Genomic DNA, 19,517 nt, shown 5'->3' on the forward strand with positions numbered 1-19,517 from the left:
CTTTATTGGGTATTTCTCAATTTTATAACTTCTTCATCTGGATTCATAAAGTTACTAATCAAAACTAACAAAATGCTACAGACCAAAGGAACGACTGCATATCCGCATCTTTCAGCAAACAGGGTGACAGAAGATTGTGCAATGCCATTATTTGCAGCTTGAGCGTCATATTTACACAGAGACAAAGTGTGTGTCCGGTCAATGATAAAACCGCTTGAAAATTCTGTCACTGCGTTGATAATACGTCCGGCAGACATCATAAAAGCAATAAACGACATGGACAACAGCAGATTGTCGGTCAGATACAGTGTTAAAAAGAACCAAGAATACCACCCAGACAATTAGCTCCACAGCCAAAAAGTGCGTATCCAAACATTTGAGATTTTGCAATCTCTCCATTATTCTTATCTCTCATTGTGATAATCCTCCAAGATTATTTTAAGTTTTTTACGCGCGCTTTTACTTATCTGAAAGATATCATAGATAGTATATTGTAAGATATAGGAAAATTAACCTTTGAATTTAGTAATATTGACCAGTCATTTTTATAAAATGATATGGGTGTCAAAACACTCGTTTTATAGTAACTCATTAACTAACGTACCTTTTGACCCCCTAATCATAAAATGGATTTTTTGTTATCATTTTTCTATAATTTCCAGGGGTTTTCGAATAATATTTTTTAAACTGAGCGATAAAACTTCCCTCATCCGAAAAGCCCACCTCCTGAGCGATTTCAGAGATCCGTGTGTTTGTGTCCTTAAGCAATTGTTCTGCATGAATAACCCTGCACTGTGTCACATACTGATTAAATGTCATACCTGTATTTTTTTTGAATAAACGGCAAAAATATTCTTTGGAGAAGAAAAAACGTTCTGCTACTTCACTGGTCTTGAGATTGCTGCTGTAGTTTTCATGAACATAATTAAGAACATGTTCAAAACGCTGAAAACTTTCCGAACTTGTCGCTTCGAACTTTTCCCGTTTCATACAACATTCTGTTGCAAGAATATACACAATTTCACAAATTTGTTTGATTGCATAAATATTCATATATGCTGCATCTTGTGTTTTACATTTCTTATTCATTTCTTCAAGAAGTAACTGTATCTTCCGTTCTGCCATATTGTTAAGAATAAAGTAACAGTTATCATAATCTGGAATCACTTTTTTTAGAAAATCGTAGCTGATTTGTATCGTAACCCCTGTAACGCAGATCCCGCCCTGTGGAAAAAAAGGGATAGACGAATGGACTTCTCTGCTGTTTATCACAACAACATGTGAAGGCGTTACATCTTCAATTCTTCCATTTATAAAGAAGCGGGAAGAGCCTTCAAAAACCGTATTTATTTCCAACTCTGGATGCCAGTGACTTTTTATGATTGCACTGTCCGCCCGGGTATGGCGAATCAATCGTCCAGGAACGATTCCGTTTAGTTTTACTTTTTCATAAATTCCATAATCTTTCATTCGTTATACCTCCCTGTCTGGATTTCAATCAAATAGGAGAGAGTGATTATTTTCCGTCATCAATAAACGTAGTACGCATTTCTGTATCCCATAGAGATATGTGTAGTATTCTCATTGCGAGAACTCATGTAAAGTATATCAGATTAATTTAAAAATGTCTAATAAGTATGATATGGGTGTCAAAACACTCGTTTTATAGTAACTCATTAACTAACGTACCTTGAAAATTTCATATAAGACAACAAATATTTCATATTAGTAGTGTTTTCCATTAACATACATTCAGATTCTTTGTTGCTTTTTTAGCTGTTTGCTGAAAGTAAGGCGCACTGATCCAGACTGTCCAGATATGCTGACAGTTTCTTAAAATTCAATGCCGCAAGTTTAATTCCGAACCGAAGCTTTGTGGCTAAAAGTCCTCTGACCGGCATTGCCCTGTCTGCTTGATATAGCTGCAGCTTTTCGGGGCATTTCCGGCAGGACAGCTGATAACCCTGGTCCCTTCTTCTGTGAATAAGAAATTATTCATTCTTAGCAAAAGACATGGGATCACCTCACAAATAATCTGAGATCATGATACCATTTCCTGACATAAATTTATTGTTTTATATGAAATTTTCAAGGTTCGCACGGGTGTACCTTTTTTTACAAAAATGATTAGTCAATATTTCTAAATTTAAAGGTTAATTCTTCTATATCTTCCAATATACTATCCATGATATCTTTTAGATAAGTAAAAACGCGCGTGAAAATCTAAAATAATTTTGGAGAGTTATTGCAATGAGAGACAAATAATAGAGGTATTGTAAAATCTCAAATGTTTGGCCTTATAGTAGGACTTTCTAAGAATATAGGGAGGAATAACATGAAAAGGAAGAAAATTTTAGCTCTGCTTATGGTAGCAGCACTCTGCGTTGGAACAGTGGCAGGATGTGGCTCCAAGGATACGGAAAGCAGTAAGAGCGAAAGCAGCAAGAATGAAAACAGCGAGAGCAGTACTGGGGACAGTAAGGATGATTTGTCACCTATAACTTTCAAGTACTACAATGCAGACGGAAAAAATGGTAACTGGGAAAATCCTGTTGCTCAGGCGATTACTGAAGCCACAGGTGTGACTTTGGATATTTCCTATCCGGTATCCAGTACAGGCGATCCTGACGAGGATATATCTTTGATGATTGCTGAGGACAAATATCCAGATATGATTTATGCTAAGCAAAGTGTAAACAGTCTGTATGAGGCAGGTGCACTTATTGATATGACAGATCTGATCGAGGAATATGGTCCAAATATTAAAAAAATGTACGGCGATGAGTTTGAAAAGCTGAAATGGGGTTCTGGAGATGAAGGAATATATCAGCTTTCTTATGCTGGTGTAGGATACCAGATTTTGGCAACCGGAGGAAACTGCCAGATACAGTACGCAGCTCTTAAGGAAAATAATTATGAATATCCTAAGACTCTGGAGGAGTATGAAGCCCTGATCAAGCAGTACCTGGCAGCACATCCTAAAACCGATGATGGTCTGGATACCATTGGTATTTCCATGAGTGCTGCTGACTGGCACTGGCTCATTACACTCAGTAATCCCGCTGGATTTATTGCTGATGGTGCACCGGATAACGGTTCCTGGCTTGTTGATGATAACTATAACTGCATTTACAAGCATGTGAGTGATAAAGAAAAAGAATATTTCAGATGGCTGAGTCGTATGTATGATGAGGGAATTCTGGATCCAAACTTTGCAACACAGACAGATGACGATTACATTGCAAAGCTTGCCAGCGGACGTGTTGTAGCTATTACTGATGCACTTTGGCATTATGGACAGGCGGAAGCAACATTGAAAGCAGAAGGAAAACTGGATAAAACATATTGTCCGCTTCCTGTGACAATTGATGCTGAGACGAAGGCACCCACACTGATGTATCAGGGTCTTCAGGTTGGATACGGACTGGCAATCACAAAGGACTGTGAGGATCCGGTTCGTGCAATTAAATTCCTTGATTATCTCTGCTCCGATGAGGGTGCAGTACTTTACAAATGGGGTGTTGAAGGAGAAAACTATTTTGTAGATGAGAATGGAATGAGATATCGTACGGAAGAAGAGATTGCAAAAGCAAGTTCTGATCCGGATTACGGAAAAAATACTGGTATTGGCAATTATACGGGATTTCCGATTTATGGAGACGGTGCAGTGGATGAAAATGGTAATCCTTACACACCTGTTACGAGAGAATCTGTAATTGCAGAGTATAACGAGGAGCAGAAGGCAGCTTGTGAAGCATGGAATGTAGAGATGCTGACCGATATCTTCCCGCAGCCAGATGAATTCGAAACACCGCCGTATTCCCCACTTTGGGCATATGCGACACCGCAGGAGATTACGAACAATGTGGAAATTCTGAATGAGATTGCATGGCCGGGACTGATTAAGTGCGTGACAGAAAGTGTAGATAATTTTGATGCAAACTGGGATAAGCTGATTGCGGATTATGAGGCTAATGGATTGGAAGAAACAGAACAGATGATGACAGATTTCCTGGCAGAAAAAATTTCATAAACAAAAATATGGAAACTGATAAAGGGACCTGATTCGTAAGGAGTCAGGTTCTTTTCATAAATGGATAAGAGGGGAATAGAAATGAAAGGCAGGGAAAAAATATGAAAAGTAATACGATATATCCGCCGATGTCCGAACGTGAGATCAGCGGTGCTGCAATATCGAGAGAAGCGGCGACGCAGGGAATGGTACTTTTAAAAAACATAAATGGGGTTCTTCCGTTAAAGGGCAGGGGAAAGATTGCCTTGTTTGGAAACGGAGCTGCCAGAACAATCCGCGGCGGAACGGGATCGGGAGATCCTTTTAACGGCGGTCTTTCCGGCGGTGGTGATCAGGATGTGGATCAGTCTCTGCGTTATCATATTAATATTCTGAATGCTATGGAAACAGAAGGTTTTGAGATTGTGAACCGGGAACAGCAGATGGCGTGGGCCAGATGCTATGATCTGGCCAAAAGAGAGATGAAGGACCAGGTCATGAGTGTTTTTGCGTTTCCGGAGGAACCGCTGACAACAGAAAAACTGGAAGAATATGCAAAAGAAACAGAAACTGCTATTTGTGTCATTTCGAGAAATTCCGGTGAGGGAAATGATCGTTTCATGAAAAAAGAAGTATCCATTGGGGATAAAAAGTATGAAATTGGAGATTACAGGCTTTCTGCAGTGGAGATGGATAATCTTAAAAAGCTGCGGTCAGCTTTTTCCTCATTGATACTGGTGCTGAATGTTCCGGGCTCCATATCGGTGCAGGATCTGGAGGCAGCTTGTGCGGATGCTATTCTTCTCATGGGGCAGGCAGGACAGGAGGGAGGAGCCGCCGTTACCGATATTCTCACCGGTAAGGCAACACCGTCAGGAAAGCTGACCGCAACCTGGGCAAAAAAATATGAAGATTATCCTACGGCAGGCAATTTCCTTCAGGATTTTAATAAAGCAGTATATACGGAAGGAATTTATGTAGGTTATCGTTACTTTGATACATTTAATGTTGGTCCGGGTTATCCTTTTGGTTATGGACTCTCCTATACGACATTTGCACTGGGAAATCTGGAGGCATCGCTGGATGAGGATACACTGGTTCTTGGCGTAACAGTAGAAAATACAGGAGCGTTTGCCGGACGTGAAGTTGTGCAGGTATATGTTTCTGCACCGGTATCGGAGATGGATATGCCGGAACAGGAGCTGAAAGGTTTCCAAAAAACGATGTTACTGGCACCGGGCGAAAAGGAAGATATCAAAATCCGCATACCGCTGCGTAATCTTGCATCTTATAGTGAAAATGCAGGAGGTTATATTCTGTCAAAAGGAGATTATGGAGTGCGTATCGGTACTTCTTCCCGAGATACAAAACCGGTGTGCAAGATTCGGCTGGAACAAACTGCTTTGACAGAACAGGTATTGGTGGAGCTTCCGTTAACGGAAACTTTGGAGGAAAAGAAGGGGTTAACTGACCGAAAGGATGAAACTATATGGAAGGATGTACCGGTTCTTCTGGCTGTGCAGATACCGGAAACGCTGGATTCGCGTTCAGCCTATAGCGATGAAAAGGTGGTTACATATGCGACAGATACCAGCTATCAGCCGGTTATGCCTTACGAAACAGTACGGTATGTGGAAAAGAAAGAATGGAAGCTGAATGATGTGGCTTCGGGCAGAGTGTCAATGGAAGAATTTGCCGCACAGCTTGATGCTGCACAATTGGCGGATCTTTGCTGTGGTACAGGCTGGGGTGTGCAGGATGAGAACAATCCTGTGATTGGAGCCAGTTCGGAATCTGTACCTGGAGCGGCAGGGGAAACAACACACGCACTGGAAAGTTATGGTGTTTCTTCTATTGTATTGGCAGACGGTCCGGGCGGTGTGCGTATCACACAGCAGTTTGAGGCAACCGATCTGGAATCGGGGGAAAAGAGGCAGGTATACCATTACTGTACGGCATGGCCGGTGGGTACGCTTCTTGCTCAGTCTTTTGATCCGGAAATTTTGGAACGGGTAGGATGCGGAATGGCAGCAGATATGCAGGCAATGCGGATTGATTTGCTTCTGGGACCAGGAATGAATATTCAGCGTGATCCTATGTGCGGACGAAATTTTGAATATTTTTCGGAAGATCCTCTCATATCTGGAAAGATGGCGTCAGCAATGGTACGCGGTCTTCAGAGTCTGCCAGGAGGAGGTGGATGCATTAAGCATTATGCAGCTAATAATCAGGAGACGAATCGGAATGCTGTGGATTCTGTGATTGGTCAGCGGGCACTGAGGGAGATTTATCTGGAACCCTATAAAATTGCTATTCAGGAATCTCAGCCGTTGTCTATCATGAGTTCCTACAATCTGATCAACGGTGTTCCTACAGCAGATAGTTATGACTTATGTACGGATCTTGCCCGCGGAGAATGGGGATTTGAAGGTCTGATCATGACTGATTGGAACGGAGGCAGCAGTACACCCTGGAAATCCATGCATGCCGGAAATGACTTGATTATGCCGGGAGGAAAAGGAAGGGCCATGAATATTCTTCAGGCTGTGAGAACAGTTATGCCAGAGTTTGATGAACGTGGGCAGGTAATTATGGTGCAGGAAGTACCATTTGCACCGGTTTTCGCAGCCAGCTGGAATTCCTTTACAGTTGATCCGGAAGGACCGGATACAGTCATGGCACCTCTGGGTGAAGGACATACTGCCGAGATGAAGGATGGAGAGATTTTGGTTGATGGGGAAAAAGTCTACATGCAGGCAAATGATATGAAAACATTTTTCAAAGATCCGGCAAGTTTTGTGCCAAAGATATGCCCGGCCAATGAGGAAGTTGCTTTTATTTTAGATGATGGCAGAGCAATCGGATACAAAGGACATTTAGATAAGAAACCTCGTCTGTGTCTCGGAGATGTGCAAAGATGTGCAGTCCATAATCTTCGGATCATTCTGAAATGTATGGGATTATAGTAGATGGGTATCAATAATTATTGTATAATGAGGTGAAAAAGTTTAGAAAATGAGAGGATGACTGAAGTCGGAAAAGAGATTGGATATGAAAATACGGAAAACTTTTTTCGTGCGTTTAAAAAGCATTATCATATGACTCCCTCTCAGTATCGGGCTGCAATACAGGAAGAGACCAATATGCAAACTGTATGTGGAGATAGAGATGTAATAAAACGGTAACAAAAAAATGACAAAATGGTAATGAAATAAGATATACATAAAATTACTAAAGAAAGGTGGAATACAAAATGGGAGATTGTTTTTACTGTAGTAAGGCAGAACCGGTAGTTCAGACTAAGGCGGGTAAGATACGGGGATTTAAGATGAATTCTACATACACTTTCCATGGCATCAAGTATGCTGATGCTGATCGCTTTCAAATGCCCAGAGAGGTAAAACCATGGAAAGGTATTAAAAATGCTCTGGCCTACGGTTATGTGTGTCCTATGCTGATGCAGGATCATCCGTTGATGGAGGTTATGATCCCACATCGTTACTGGCCAACGGATGAGAATTGCCAGTATCTGAATATTTGGACACAGAGTCTGGATCCGGAAGCAAAAAAACCGGTTATGGTATGGTTGCACGGAGGTGGATTCTTTGCAGGCTCATCCATTGAACAGGTGGCGTATGAGGGAGATCATCTGAGTGAGTACGGAGATGTGGTTGTCGTGTCATTAAACCATCGTCTGAATATTTTGGGATATCTTGATTTATCTGCTTATGGGGAAAAATACTACAATTCTGCTAATATGGGAAATGCAGATATGGTCGCAGCCCTTCATTGGATTCAGGACAATATTGCTAGTTTTGGCGGAGATCCAGGTAATGTAACCCTGTTTGGTCAGTCCGGTGGTGGAATGAAAGTTTATTCCCTGATGAATACACCGGCTGCAGAAGGTTTATTTCATAAGGGGATTATCCAGAGCGGCGTAATAGAAGAAGGTAAAAAAGGGGCAGAGGATGACGGTACCGCAATTGTGGAGGCCCTTCTGACGGAATTGAAGTTGGAATCCGTTGAGGATTTGGAAACGATTCCTTACTATTTCCTTGCGGAAGCATATAATAAGGTGTCACCCAAGCTGCAGGAGAAAGGACTCTACGTGGGAGGAGAGCCGAGAGCAAATTCATGGTATGCCGGTGATCCGCGCAGAGTAGGATTTACCGATGGAGCAAAAAAGATTCCGGTGATAGTGGGTAGCGTTTTTGGAGAATTTGATTTCAAGCCGGTTCTGGAGAATAGGGATGAACTGACCCGTGAGGAAACGATGAAACTTCTGGAAAAATGCTTTCAGGAGGATGCAGAAGAGATTGCAGCAGAATTCGAAAAAGCATATCCGAATAATCGCCTTGTAGATGTTCTGTCGCTGGATTATATTTTCCGTTATGCATCGAAAGATTTCATTGCGAAGAAGTCAGTACATAAGGAAGCTCCCGTATATTCCTACATGTTTAATTATGAATTCCCATATGAGGGAGGAAAACTGGCATGGCATTGCTCTGAAATCCCGTTTGTTTTCCATAATATTGACCGAATTCCTGTCTGCAATGTGCCGGGAGAAACAGACCGCCTGCAGGAGAGAATATGTGGTGCCTGGATAAACTTTGCGAGATACGGAAATCCTTCCGTTCCTTCTCTTCCGCAGTGGCCGGTATGTGAGCCAGGTAAAGAGGCAATTATGATTTTTGACAATATCTGCGAAGTTAAAGATAATTATGACCACAGGCTGATGGAGCTTCTTGTTAAACATGCTCCGGCATTTACGGTACCATTAGATGAGGATGCAGAAAATGTATTTATGCACTGATGCGGAAAGGATGGAATGGATATGGCAAAGCTGACTACATATCAGGTGATGGAGATTGCAAAAGACACCTGGGCTATCAATGAGGCTGGTATGACAGCCATGTTTTTGTTAAAAGGTACGGAACGTGCATTACTCATCGATACGGGTGTCGGAATGACAGACCTGAAAAAGCTGATTTCCTGGCTGACTCCGCTTCCCTATGATGTAGTGCTGACACATGGACATCAGGATCATATCGGAGGAGCTGCTCAGTTTGAAGAGGTATATATTCACGAAAAAGATGAGGATAGTCTTAAACCGATAAATTATGATAGCATCGCAGATTATGTGGAACTTTTGGGAAATATGGGAGCTTACGATGTGTATGACTGTAGCCCTGCGGATATCCGGCGGATACAAAAGATGCCAAAATGTCTTCCTTTGAAGGAGGGGATGGTGTTTGAGCTGGGGGGACGCAGTATCGAGGTAATTGAGACACCGGGTCATACATCGGGAGGCTGTTGTTTCCTTGATCGGAAAGAGCGAATCCTGTTTTCAGGAGATGCCTGCAATGGTAATCTGCTCTGCAGAGACAGTATTAATACACTATTGGGAGCTCTGGATAAAATCAAGTCCTATGAAAGTGAATTTGACCGCAATTTTAATGGCCATGTGGGATATGCGGGAATGCCTTTCGTTGGTTCCATGGATCATAGCATCATGAATACAGCGATACGCATCTGTGAGAATATCCTTTCAGGAACTGCGAAAATCGAGGATGGCGGTAAGAATGCGTTTGACGGAGATTGCAAGGTTGCGACAGACGGAAGAATCCGTATTGTATTTTCCCCAGACAGACTGATAGATGAAGGTGAAATTCCAGTAAGATAAACACAACAGACTCCGCTGGGGTTAACTTAAGCCTGAAAGCCTTGAAATCAAGACCTTTGGGCTTTTTATAAGTGTGCCATCAAGGCAGAATCTCCGGTTCTGATGGCTTACAGTACCATAGAAATGATGAGGTAATAATAATGAAAAAATATTTTTTGTATTTTCTTGGTTTGAATTTAATAGCTTTTGCTGTTGTATTAAATGTTCGCTTTGATTTAGGAGTTGCTGCTTTTAGTTCTGTGATGTATTCAATATCACAAATCTATAACATTTCTTTAGGAACAGCTTCTATTATCTGTTACTTAATATTTGTTATTATTCAATGTATTTTATCCAAAAAGATCACAGTTACTTTTATTTTAGAAATTCCGTTATCGTTTGCTTTTGGTTGGTTGACTGATTTATATGATTTTATAATTCCTACATTATCGTTAAGTTTATACTTAAGGGTTATTTGTTTTATTATGACGATGTTCATTACTGCAATGGGCGTATTTTTAAGCGTGAAAACAAATCTTATTTTAACACCAACTGATGGTATTGTAAAAACTATTTCAGAAGTCTTCTCTTTTCCTTTTTCAATAGTGAAAAATACTTTTGATATTACACTTGTGTTTGTCACTATTATTTTATGTTTAATTAATCATACCCATTTTTATGGTCTTGGTATAGGAACCATACTGACAGCCTTATTTATAGGAAGAATTATTAATATTTATGAAAAAAAGATACAGTTATCTTTTTAAAGGTGGCAATTGGGTATTACGATGCTAAACTGTTGCTGGAAGCATCGAAGGAGACACGGATCCATATGCAGATGGTCTTTGCCTTGTTAATGGGGCTTAGCCAACCTTGATCATAGCGCACAATAAAACACTTGCAGCACAGCTGTATGGTGAGTTTAAGGAATTCTTCCCGGAAAACGCAGTGGAATACTTTGTCTCCTAGTATCTTGATATTAATTTGCATACCATATATTGATTTGGAAAGGTAAAATAATACTATATAAAGCATAATAAACGATGCGTTAAAAGTAAATGGACATGATGGATTGGCTATAACGGTGAACAAAATTCGTCGAAGAAAGTAGTAAAATTGATACATGGAAAATACTGATTGAGAAACGAAGGTAAACTGATTATAATAAAATCAAGAAGAAAGATTTGTGAATCGAGAAACTTATAGTATTATCAGCAGAAAATGAGGTGATGATGTATGCCAAAGATTATGCAGGATTTAATTAAACAGTATGTGGAAGAGGTCAAGAAGATTTATGGCTCCCATGTACGTCAGATAATCCTTTATGGTTCTTATGCAAGGGGTGACTTCCGTCCGGATTCTGATGTGGACATTATGATTCTGGTAGATATGTCGGATCTGGAATTAAAGGCATATGCACAACAGCTCTCGTACATGACCTATGACTTTAATATGGATCATGACACGGATATTAAGCCTATTGCAAAAAGTGAAGCACATTTTAACAAGTGGATTGTGAACTATCCATTTTATTCCAATATTCATAAAGAAGGGGTAGTTTTGTATGGAGCAGCATAATCAGGAAATCGGTACTAGACGGGATCTGGTGTTATATCGTCTGGAAACAGCCCGAAATGATCTGAAATCAGCAAGAGCATTATTTTCTATTGAAGATTATAAAGGAGCCAATAACAGGGCATACTATTCTATTTTTCATGCAATTAATGCAGTACATGCTGTAAGCGGTAAAGCATATAAAAGGCATAAGGATGCTGTGGCTAACTTCAATAAGGATTATGTGAAAACATCAGTGTTTCCAAGAGAAATGGGAAGGAAAATCGGACAGGCAGAAGAGATTCGCCATGCCAGCGATTATGATATATTGCAAGTAAAGAAGAATCAGAACGGCAGATTTCAGTTGCAGATGAATTTATAATTCTGGCAGAAAAATATTGTATGGAACAGCTTGAAAAACAAAAGGAAAATTGAAATGAACGAGGATGCCCCTCAGGGTTTGAAGCCCTGAGGGATATTTTATGTAAAAGTATATTATTCTAATAAGCGCAACGGATGCTCCCCATACCACAATGGAAATATTATAGCTGAGGAGATTCCGCCGGAATTGCTTTCTTATATGGAAGAAGTATTACCGGAAAAGAAGGAGCTGGATACGGAAATTGTTCTGGATACAATGATAAATGTAAATGAATTTTTGAAGAACTAATGTTCGCATCATATATACAATTTTAAATTTCCATGATATAATATCTCTTACATTTGAGTGTTAATTCGTCCACGTTAGTTTTACTACTTTTTATCAGTCTATAAAATATCGGGTGGTGAACAGAATTCGTCGAGAGGCATATTCGGCTAAAATCAGAGAATGTGCTTCGACGAATTTCTGACTGATAGACGAACTTTTTTGATATAAAAACCAGGAGGTGCTTTTTTGCAGAATTCACAACAAATATTCAAATTACACTCCGAATACCAGCCTACAGGCGACCAGCCCCAGGCAATCGAAAAACTGGTCAAAGGCTTTCAAGAAGGCAATCAATGCGAGACTTTGCTGGGCGTTACAGGTTCCGGCAAGACCTTTACCATGGCAAATGTTATTGCACAGTTAAATAAGCCAACCTTGATCATAGCGCACAATAAAACACTTGCAGCACAGCTGTACGGTGAGTTTAAGGAATTCTTCCCTGAGAATGCAGTAGAATATTTTGTCTCCTACTACGACTACTACCAGCCGGAGGCTTACGTGCCGTCTTCGGATACGTATATTGCGAAGGACTCTGCGCGGAACGATGAGATTGATAAGCTGCGGCTTTCCGCGACTTCTGCACTGAGTGAGCGGAACGATGTCATTGTGGTTTCCAGTGTTTCGTGTATCTATGGAATCGGAAGCCCGAAGGACTACATGGAGATGATTATTTCGCTCCGCCCGGGAATGGAAAAGGACCGGGACGATGTGATCCGGCAGTTGATTGATATTCAGTATGACCGGAATGATATGGATTTCCACCGCGGTACGTTCCGCGTGCGCGGTGATGTATTGGAGATTTTTCCGGCGGAAGAGACGGACAAGGCGGTGCGCGTCGAGTTCTTCGGGGATGAGATTGACCGTCTGGTGCAGATCGATACGCTGACGGGTGAAATCTTATGTGAACTGAACCATATCGCAATCTTTCCGGCCTCCCACTACGTTGTGCCGATGGACACGATCCTGAAAGCAACAGGCGAGATTGAAAAGGATATGGAAGAGCAGGTGAAGTTCTTCAAGCACGAGGGAAAACTGATCGAGGCCCAGCGCATCGAGGAGCGGACCAATTTCGATATTGAGATGCTCAAAGAAACCGGCATCTGTTCCGGCATCGAAAACTATTCGCGTTACCTCTCCGGATTAAAGCCAGGCGAGCCGCCCTACACACTGATGGACTATTTCGGAGATGATTTCCTCATCATCGTGGATGAGTCGCATAAGACTGTTCCGCAGATCCGCAGCATGTATGCCGGCGACCAGTCGCGGAAATCGACGCTGGTGGACTATGGATTCCGTCTGCCGTCCGCAAAAGACAACCGCCCGTTGAACTTCGGCGAGTTCGAGGACCGGATCGATCAGATCCTCTTCGTATCTGCCACGCCGGGCGACTACGAGGCAGACCACGAGCTGCTGCGCGCCGAACAGATCATCCGCCCGACCGGCCTTCTCGACCCGGATGTCGAGGTGCGCCCGGTGGAGGGACAGATCGACGATCTGATTTCGGAAGTAAAGAAAGAAACTGAAAAACACAACAAAGTTCTCGTGACGACGCTGACGAAGCGTATGGCAGAGGATCTGACCGACTATATGAAAGAGGCCGGCATCCGCGTGCGCTACCTGCACTCCGATATCGACACCCTGGAACGGACCGAGATCATCCGTGATATGCGTCTCGATGTCTTCGATGTGCTCGTCGGTATCAACCTTCTGCGTGAGGGTCTCGACATCCCGGAAATCACACTCGTGGCGATCCTGGATGCCGATAAAGAAGGTTTCCTGCGTTCCGAAACCTCCCTGATCCAGACCATCGGCCGTGCCGCGCGAAACAGCGAGGGCCATGTTATCATGTACGCCGATGTGATGACCGATTCCATGCGCCTCGCGATCGACGAGACGAAGCGCCGCCGTGCCCTGCAGGAAGCCTACAACAAAGAACACGGCATCACTCCGACCACCATCAAAAAAGCCGTCCGCGATCTCATCAGCATTTCGAAAGAAGTGGCAAAGACAGAAGAAAAGATGGAAAAAGACCCGGAGTCCATGAGCCGCGAAGAACTGGAAAAACTGATCGGCCAGGTACAGAAACAGATGAAAGCCGCTGCTGCCGAACTCAACTTCGAAATGGCCGCCGAGCTGCGTGACAAAATGATCACACTGAAGAAGAGCCTGGATGACATGGAAGAATAAAAAAGAAGAAAAGAGCATGAAAAAAAGCGTGCCGGAAAAGCGACAGAAAACTTTCCGACACGCTTTTTTGCGTCCGATTTTGATTCCTTATTGTTCAGAATTGACGCAAAATAAGAATACCATTATAATATAAAATACGACCAAATGGTCGTATCGAAACGCAAAACACCAAAATAAAAAGACAACAATAAAAAAATTAATCGCCGAATTTTCTCTTTTTACTGGAGACACTCAGCAGATAGTCGACCGAGCAGTCATAGAACCGTGCAAGCCGGATCACATAGTCGATCGGGATGTCGCGGATTCCTTTTTCGTAGCGGGAATAGACGTCGCGGTTGCATTCGAGCAGGGCAGAAATCTCTTTGATGGTGAGATCCTGATCGATCCGCATATCTTCAATTCTCTGGTATTTCATACGTTGTACCATCCTTTCAGATTCAAACCCATACTACCAAACGGTTGGATGGACAAAGTTAAATCAGATCATATGGTCGCAAATTGGAGAATGGGGCGGGAGAGAGAAACGGCGGGTGAAGACAGCCTGTGCAGAAAACAGAAAAATATGTACGGCAGAAATGGGGGAACGAATGGGAAAAGCAGAAAGAATAGAAATAGAAGATTTTGTCCAGAATATAGTGGAACGGATGGAGACGCCGGAAGCGTTTGAAAAAATGATCAGCCGGGAGGAAGAATGCGAAGCGCAGGGGCAGGAGAGCCGTCTGAGGGATGTGCTGAAGAAAGAATGGCCGGTGGACGAAAAGGGAGAGCGGATCTATCAGATCACTAATATATATGAAGAAAAAGCAGAAGAACTCCTCATTGTAGAACTGTATACCGGCATCCACCTGGAAAACGGAGTCCCGTGCGGGCATTTTACGCTGTATCTCTGCGGGGAGCCGGACGGATGGAAACTCAGCGAAACGCGGATGATGGAATATCTGCAGAATCTGTAAACGAAAAAGCAAAACAGGGAGGACAGGGAAAAGAAAAACTGTCCTCCTGCTTTTGCTGCGGCGGAGACACCGGAAAGTCAGGATCCATACGGCCGCTTCTCATCGCTGATGCCGACCAGATAATCCAGACTGACCTGATACAGCTCCGCCAGACGGATGGCAATGGAGATCGGCAGCTGCCGGACGCCTTTTTCATATCGGGTATACACATCGCGGTTGCAGCCGAGATAGTCGGCAACCTGGCGGATCGTCAGATCGCGGTCCGTGCGCAGATCCTCCAGTCTCTGATATTTCATGATTCATCACCTCTGAGAAAATGCTACTAAATGGTCGTATCGAAATGGCAGAATCCTACCATACGGCTATAGCGCCTTTGAAACAGTAGAATGCAATAAAAAAGAAAAGTCAGATTCCTTTTCAGAAAGAAAACGGTTTATACTTTTTTCACAATTTCTTCATAGAAAAACCGGGAAAAGGTGTTGACAAACAAAAGGCAGAGTGCTATCTTAAGAGCATAGATGTTAGCACTCCACTGAAACGAGTGCTAACAGGACTATACAACAGGAAGGAGCTTATCTTAGTGGATACAGAATTGGATGAAAGAAAAAGAAAAATATTAAAAGCGATCATCCAGACGTATCTGGAAACGGGCGAGCCGGTCGGCTCAAGAACGATTTCCAAATACACGGATTTGAATTTAAGCTCCGCCACAATCCGGAATGAAATGTCCGATCTGGAAGAGATGGGTTACATCTTACAGCCCCACACTTCCGCAGGACGCATTCCTTCCGATAAAGGCTACCGCCTCTATGTAGATGAGCTGATGCGGGAAAAAGAACAGGAAGTTGCAGACATCAAAAACATGGTCATTGAAAAAACAGACCGAATGGAAAAAGTTCTGCAGCAGGTTGTCAAAGTCCTCGCTTCATCTACCAACTATGCAACGTTGATTACAGGACCGGAATATCACAGAAATAAAGTGAAATTCATCCAGCTCTCAAAAGTCAATGAAGAGCAGCTCCTGGCCGTCATCGTCGTAGAAGGCAACCTGGTGAAAAACCAGATGATCGACCTAGACGAGACCATCAACGATGAACAGATATTAAAGCTGAACCTGCTTCTGAACACACAGCTCAATGGCCTGACCATTGAAGAAATCAATCTTGGCATGATCAAGAAGATGAAAGAGCAGGCAGGCATCCACTCCGGCATCATCAGCAAAGTGGTCGATACCGTAGCGGAAGCCATCGCAGTCAGCGAAGAAGATGTGCCGGTGTACACCAGCGGCGCAACCAACATTTTCAAGTACCCTGAGCTTTCCGACAGCAGCAAAGCCAGCCAGCTGATCTCCACATTCGAGGAACGGCAGAAACTGGTCGATATGATCAAAGGAGCTGCCGAGGAGCAGGACGGAGAGGAAAATACCGGTATTCAGGTATACATCGGAAATGAATCTTCGATGGAACCCTTACGGGACTGCAGCGTGGTCACCACCACATACGATATGGGAAACGGTATGCGCGGAACAATCGGTATCGTGGGACCAAAGCGGATGGATTACGAAAATGTGGTAGATAACCTGAAAACATTAAAAGTTCAACTGGACGCCGTCTTCAAAAAGCCGGACACAGGTGAGTAGAAAGGTGGAATGATCAGTGAGCGAAGAAAATAGAAAGAAAGAGGAAACCATGGAAGAACCTACACGCGAGATGGAAAAAGAAACCGGAGCAGAGACCGATCTGCCGGAAACCGAACCGGCTGCGGAGCAGGAAGAAGCAAAGAAAGCAGCAGAGGCAAAAGAAGCGGAAGCTGCAGAAGAAACTGCTGAGGATGGCAAAGAACGAAAGTTCTTCAAAAAGAAAAAAGATAAAAAAGATGAGAAAATCGAAGAGCTGACTGACCGCCTGACCCGTCAGATGGCAGAGTTCGATAACTTCCGCAAACGCACCGAAAAAGAAAAAGCAAATATGTATGCCATTGGAGCAAAAGACATCATCGAGAAGATTCTTCCGGTTGTTGACAGCTTCGAGCGCGGACTTGCAACGGTGGAAAACCCGGAGGAAGATCCGTTCGCAGACGGCATGAATAAAGTATACAAACAGTTTACCACAGCACTCGATGAACTCGGTGTAACCGTGATCGAGGCCGTTGGAAAGGAATTTGATCCGAACCTGCACAACGCAGTGATGCATGTGGAGGATGAGGAAGCCGGCGAGAACATCGTCGTAGAAGAGTTCCTGAAGGGCTACATGTACAAAGGCTCCGTAGTCCGTCACAGTATGGTCAAGGTGGCTAATTAAGCCTTGAAGATAAATAAATAGAAATTAAACCATTTTTTAGCATAATTCATTGAGGAGGAAACAACAATGGGCAAAATTATTGGTATTGACTTAGGAACAACAAACAGCTGTGTAGCCGTTATGGAAGGTGGAAAACCAACCGTTATCGCAAACGCAGAGGGTGAAAGAACAACTCCATCTATCGTAGCATTCACAAAAACAGGTGACCGTCTGGTCGGCGAGCCGGCAAAACGTCAGGCTGTAACAAACGCAGACAGAACCATCCGTTCTATCAAACGTGAGATGGGTACTGACTATAAAGTAGACATCGAAGGAAAGAAATACTCTCCGCAGGAGATCTCCGCTATGATTCTTCAGAAACTGAAAGGTGATGCAGAGAACTACCTTGGTGAGAAAGTAACAGAAGCAGTTATCACAGTTCCGGCTTACTTCAATGACGCACAGCGTCAGGCAACCAAAGATGCCGGTAAAATCGCAGGTCTTGATGTAAAACGTATCATCAACGAGCCTACCGCAGCAGCTCTGGCATACGGACTGGACAACGAAAATGAGCAGAAGATCATGGTATACGACCTTGGCGGCGGTACTTTCGATGTTTCCATCATCGAGATCGGTGACGGCGTTATCGAAGTTCTTTCCACAGCAGGAAACAACCGTCTGGGCGGCGATGACTTCGACCAGAAAGTAACAGATTATATCCTTGCTGAGTTCAAGAAACAGGAAGGCGTAGATCTTTCCAATGATAAAATGGCTCTGCAGAGAATCAGAGAAGCAGCAGAGAAAGCAAAGAAAGAGCTTTCCAGCGCAACTACAACCAACATCAACCTGCCGTTCATCACTGCAACCGCAGATGGCCCGAAACATCTCGATATGAACCTGACAAAGGCTAAATTCGATGAGCTGACCCACGACCTGGTAGAGAAAACCGCAGAGCCGGTACAGAGAGCACTTTCTGATGCAGGCCTTCAGGCATCCGAGCTTTCCAAAGTCCTTCTGGTAGGCGGATCTACCCGTATCCCGGCTGTACAGGATAAAGTAAGACAGCTGACCGGACACGAGCCGAGCAAGAGCCTGAACCCGGATGAGTGCGTAGCACTTGGTGCTTCCGTACAGGGTGGTAAACTTGCAGGAGACGCCGGCGCAGGCGATATCCTTCTTCTGGATGTAACTCCGCTGTCTCTGTCCATCGAGACCATGGGAGGTATTGCAACTCGTCTGATCGAGCGTAACACCACAATCCCGACCAAGAAGAGCCAGATCTTCTCAACAGCAGCAGATAACCAGACAGCAGTAGATATCAACGTAGTACAGGGTGAGCGTCAGTTCGCGAAAGACAACAAATCCCTCGGCCAGTTCCGTCTGGATGGAATTCCGCCAGCAAGAAGAGGCGTTCCGCAGATCGAGGTTACCTTTGATATCGATGCCAACGGTATCGTAAATGTATCTGCAAAAGACCTTGGAACAGGAAAAGAGCAGCACATCACCATCACCGCAGGCTCTAACATGTCCGACAGCGAGATCGACAAAGCAGTCAAAGAAGCTGCTGAGTTCGAGGCTCAGGATAAGAAACGAAAAGAAGCAATCGACGCAAGAAACGATGCAGACTCCATGGTATTCCAGACCGAGAAAGCAATCGAGGAAGTCGGCGACAAGCTTGATGCAAACGACAAAACAGCAGTAGAAGCTGACCTGAACGCACTGAAAGATCTCATTGCAAAATGCAATCCGGAAGAAATGACCGATGCACAGGTAGCTGATCTGAAAGCAGCTCAGGAAAAACTGATGACAAGCGCTCAGAAACTGTTTGCAAAACTGTATGAGCAGCAGGGCGGAGCAGCAGGCGCTGGTGCCGGAACAGCAGGTGCAGGCCCGGATATGGGAAATGCAGGAGCAGCAGGCGGCCATGACGACGATGTCGTAGACGCTGACTACAAAGAGGTTTAATTTTCGGCATGTCACACTCCGTGAAAATACCGACTGTGAGTTGAAACAATAAGTAAATAAACGCAAAAAGCCCTGTGAGGCGAATGTTTGCAGGGGACGGAAAATACATTCCGCCCCCTGTATTTATGCTGGTATTGCTTTCGGAAAAGTGCTATACTGGAGCGTGCGGAAAAACATTTCTGCAAAGATGAAATTT

The 19,517-nt window shown here is 43.5% G+C and carries 17 protein-coding genes and 1 pseudogene; 14 read left to right on the top strand and 4 right to left on the bottom strand.

Features of this window, described 5'->3' with window-relative positions; all coding sequences use genetic code 11:
* Nucleotides 1-2: 2 nt before the first annotated feature.
* Nucleotides 3-278 carry a hypothetical protein gene (locus DWY63_RS19035; RefSeq protein ID WP_147343053.1) on the bottom strand — a complete coding sequence of 92 codons (276 nt, stop codon included), beginning with the start codon at nt 276-278 and terminating at the stop codon, nt 3-5.
* Between the two features lie 337 nt (nt 279-615).
* Entirely contained in the window at nt 616-1,470 is an 855-nt protein-coding gene (locus DWY63_RS03745) for an AraC family transcriptional regulator (protein WP_117510987.1), read from the bottom strand.
* An 865-nt stretch (nt 1,471-2,335) separates the two neighbouring features.
* On the opposite strand from DWY63_RS03745, the gene DWY63_RS03750 reads away from it, so the two are divergent.
* The 10 genes and pseudogenes from DWY63_RS03750 (at nt 2,336) to uvrB (ending at nt 14,124) form a co-directional block, all read left to right on the top strand.
* A complete protein-coding gene (locus DWY63_RS03750; RefSeq protein WP_055220729.1) occupies nt 2,336-4,033 on the top strand; it encodes an extracellular solute-binding protein in 1,698 nt (565 codons plus the stop codon).
* A gap of 101 nt (nt 4,034-4,134) precedes the next feature.
* Entirely contained in the window at nt 4,135-6,978 is a 2,844-nt protein-coding gene (locus tag DWY63_RS03755; RefSeq protein ID WP_117801379.1) for a beta-glucosidase, read from the top strand.
* Nucleotides 6,979-7,035: 57 nt separating this feature from the next.
* The gene (locus DWY63_RS19040) at nt 7,036-7,197 is read left to right on the top strand and encodes a helix-turn-helix domain-containing protein (RefSeq protein ID WP_082424921.1); all 162 of its coding nucleotides are present in this window, start codon (nt 7,036-7,038) and stop codon (nt 7,195-7,197) included.
* A gap of 68 nt (nt 7,198-7,265) precedes the next feature.
* Nucleotides 7,266-8,825, top strand: a complete 1,560-nt coding sequence (locus DWY63_RS03765) for a carboxylesterase/lipase family protein (protein WP_117801380.1) — start codon at nt 7,266-7,268, stop codon at nt 8,823-8,825.
* A gap of 21 nt (nt 8,826-8,846) precedes the next feature.
* A complete protein-coding gene (locus tag DWY63_RS03770) occupies nt 8,847-9,695 on the top strand; it encodes an MBL fold metallo-hydrolase (protein WP_158568316.1) in 849 nt (282 codons plus the stop codon).
* Between the two features lie 140 nt (nt 9,696-9,835).
* Nucleotides 9,836-10,441, top strand: a complete 606-nt coding sequence (locus tag DWY63_RS03775; protein WP_117510997.1) for a YczE/YyaS/YitT family protein — start codon at nt 9,836-9,838, stop codon at nt 10,439-10,441.
* A 100-nt stretch (nt 10,442-10,541) separates the two neighbouring features.
* Nucleotides 10,542-10,640 (top strand): annotated as a pseudogene (locus DWY63_RS18830) (DEAD/DEAH box helicase family protein); the annotation flags it as partial.
* Between the two features lie 270 nt (nt 10,641-10,910).
* The gene (locus DWY63_RS03780) at nt 10,911-11,252 is read left to right on the top strand and encodes a nucleotidyltransferase domain-containing protein (protein ID WP_055220717.1); all 342 of its coding nucleotides are present in this window, start codon (nt 10,911-10,913) and stop codon (nt 11,250-11,252) included.
* Nucleotides 11,239-11,610 (top strand): HEPN domain-containing protein, encoded by a 372-nt coding sequence (locus DWY63_RS03785; protein ID WP_330410170.1) that lies wholly within the window; start codon nt 11,239-11,241, stop codon nt 11,608-11,610. The genes DWY63_RS03780 and DWY63_RS03785 overlap by 14 nt, the downstream gene beginning before the upstream one ends.
* A gap of 513 nt (nt 11,611-12,123) precedes the next feature.
* Nucleotides 12,124-14,124: an excinuclease ABC subunit UvrB gene (gene uvrB, locus DWY63_RS03790; RefSeq protein WP_055228290.1), complete on the top strand. Its 2,001-nt coding sequence runs from the start codon at nt 12,124-12,126 to the stop codon at nt 14,122-14,124.
* 196 nt (nt 14,125-14,320) lie between these two features.
* On the opposite strand, the gene DWY63_RS03795 is transcribed toward uvrB, so the two are convergent.
* The gene (locus tag DWY63_RS03795) at nt 14,321-14,539 is read right to left on the bottom strand and encodes a helix-turn-helix domain-containing protein (protein ID WP_055228291.1); all 219 of its coding nucleotides are present in this window, start codon (nt 14,537-14,539) and stop codon (nt 14,321-14,323) included.
* A gap of 172 nt (nt 14,540-14,711) precedes the next feature.
* Between DWY63_RS03795 and DWY63_RS03800 the strand changes: the two genes are divergently transcribed.
* A complete protein-coding gene (locus DWY63_RS03800) occupies nt 14,712-15,077 on the top strand; it encodes a hypothetical protein (RefSeq protein ID WP_022461735.1) in 366 nt (121 codons plus the stop codon).
* Between the two features lie 77 nt (nt 15,078-15,154).
* On the opposite strand, the gene DWY63_RS03805 is transcribed toward DWY63_RS03800, so the two are convergent.
* Entirely contained in the window at nt 15,155-15,373 is a 219-nt protein-coding gene (locus tag DWY63_RS03805; protein WP_117509604.1) for a helix-turn-helix domain-containing protein, read from the bottom strand.
* Between the two features lie 284 nt (nt 15,374-15,657).
* Between DWY63_RS03805 and hrcA the strand changes: the two genes are divergently transcribed.
* The 3 genes from hrcA (at nt 15,658) to dnaK (ending at nt 19,321) form a co-directional block, all read left to right on the top strand.
* Nucleotides 15,658-16,716: a heat-inducible transcriptional repressor HrcA gene (hrcA, locus tag DWY63_RS03810; protein WP_022461073.1), complete on the top strand. Its 1,059-nt coding sequence runs from the start codon at nt 15,658-15,660 to the stop codon at nt 16,714-16,716.
* 49 nt (nt 16,717-16,765) lie between these two features.
* Nucleotides 16,766-17,377, top strand: coding sequence for a nucleotide exchange factor GrpE (gene grpE, locus DWY63_RS03815; protein ID WP_055218747.1), 612 nt, complete (start codon nt 16,766-16,768; stop codon nt 17,375-17,377).
* Nucleotides 17,378-17,443: 66 nt separating this feature from the next.
* Nucleotides 17,444-19,321 (top strand): molecular chaperone DnaK, encoded by a 1,878-nt coding sequence (gene dnaK, locus DWY63_RS03820; protein WP_117509603.1) that lies wholly within the window; start codon nt 17,444-17,446, stop codon nt 19,319-19,321.
* Nucleotides 19,322-19,517: the final 196 nt, after the last annotated feature.

Source organism: Blautia sp. AF26-2 (assembly GCF_003460955.1).
GTDB lineage: Bacteria > Bacillota > Clostridia > Lachnospirales > Lachnospiraceae > Fusicatenibacter > Fusicatenibacter saccharivorans.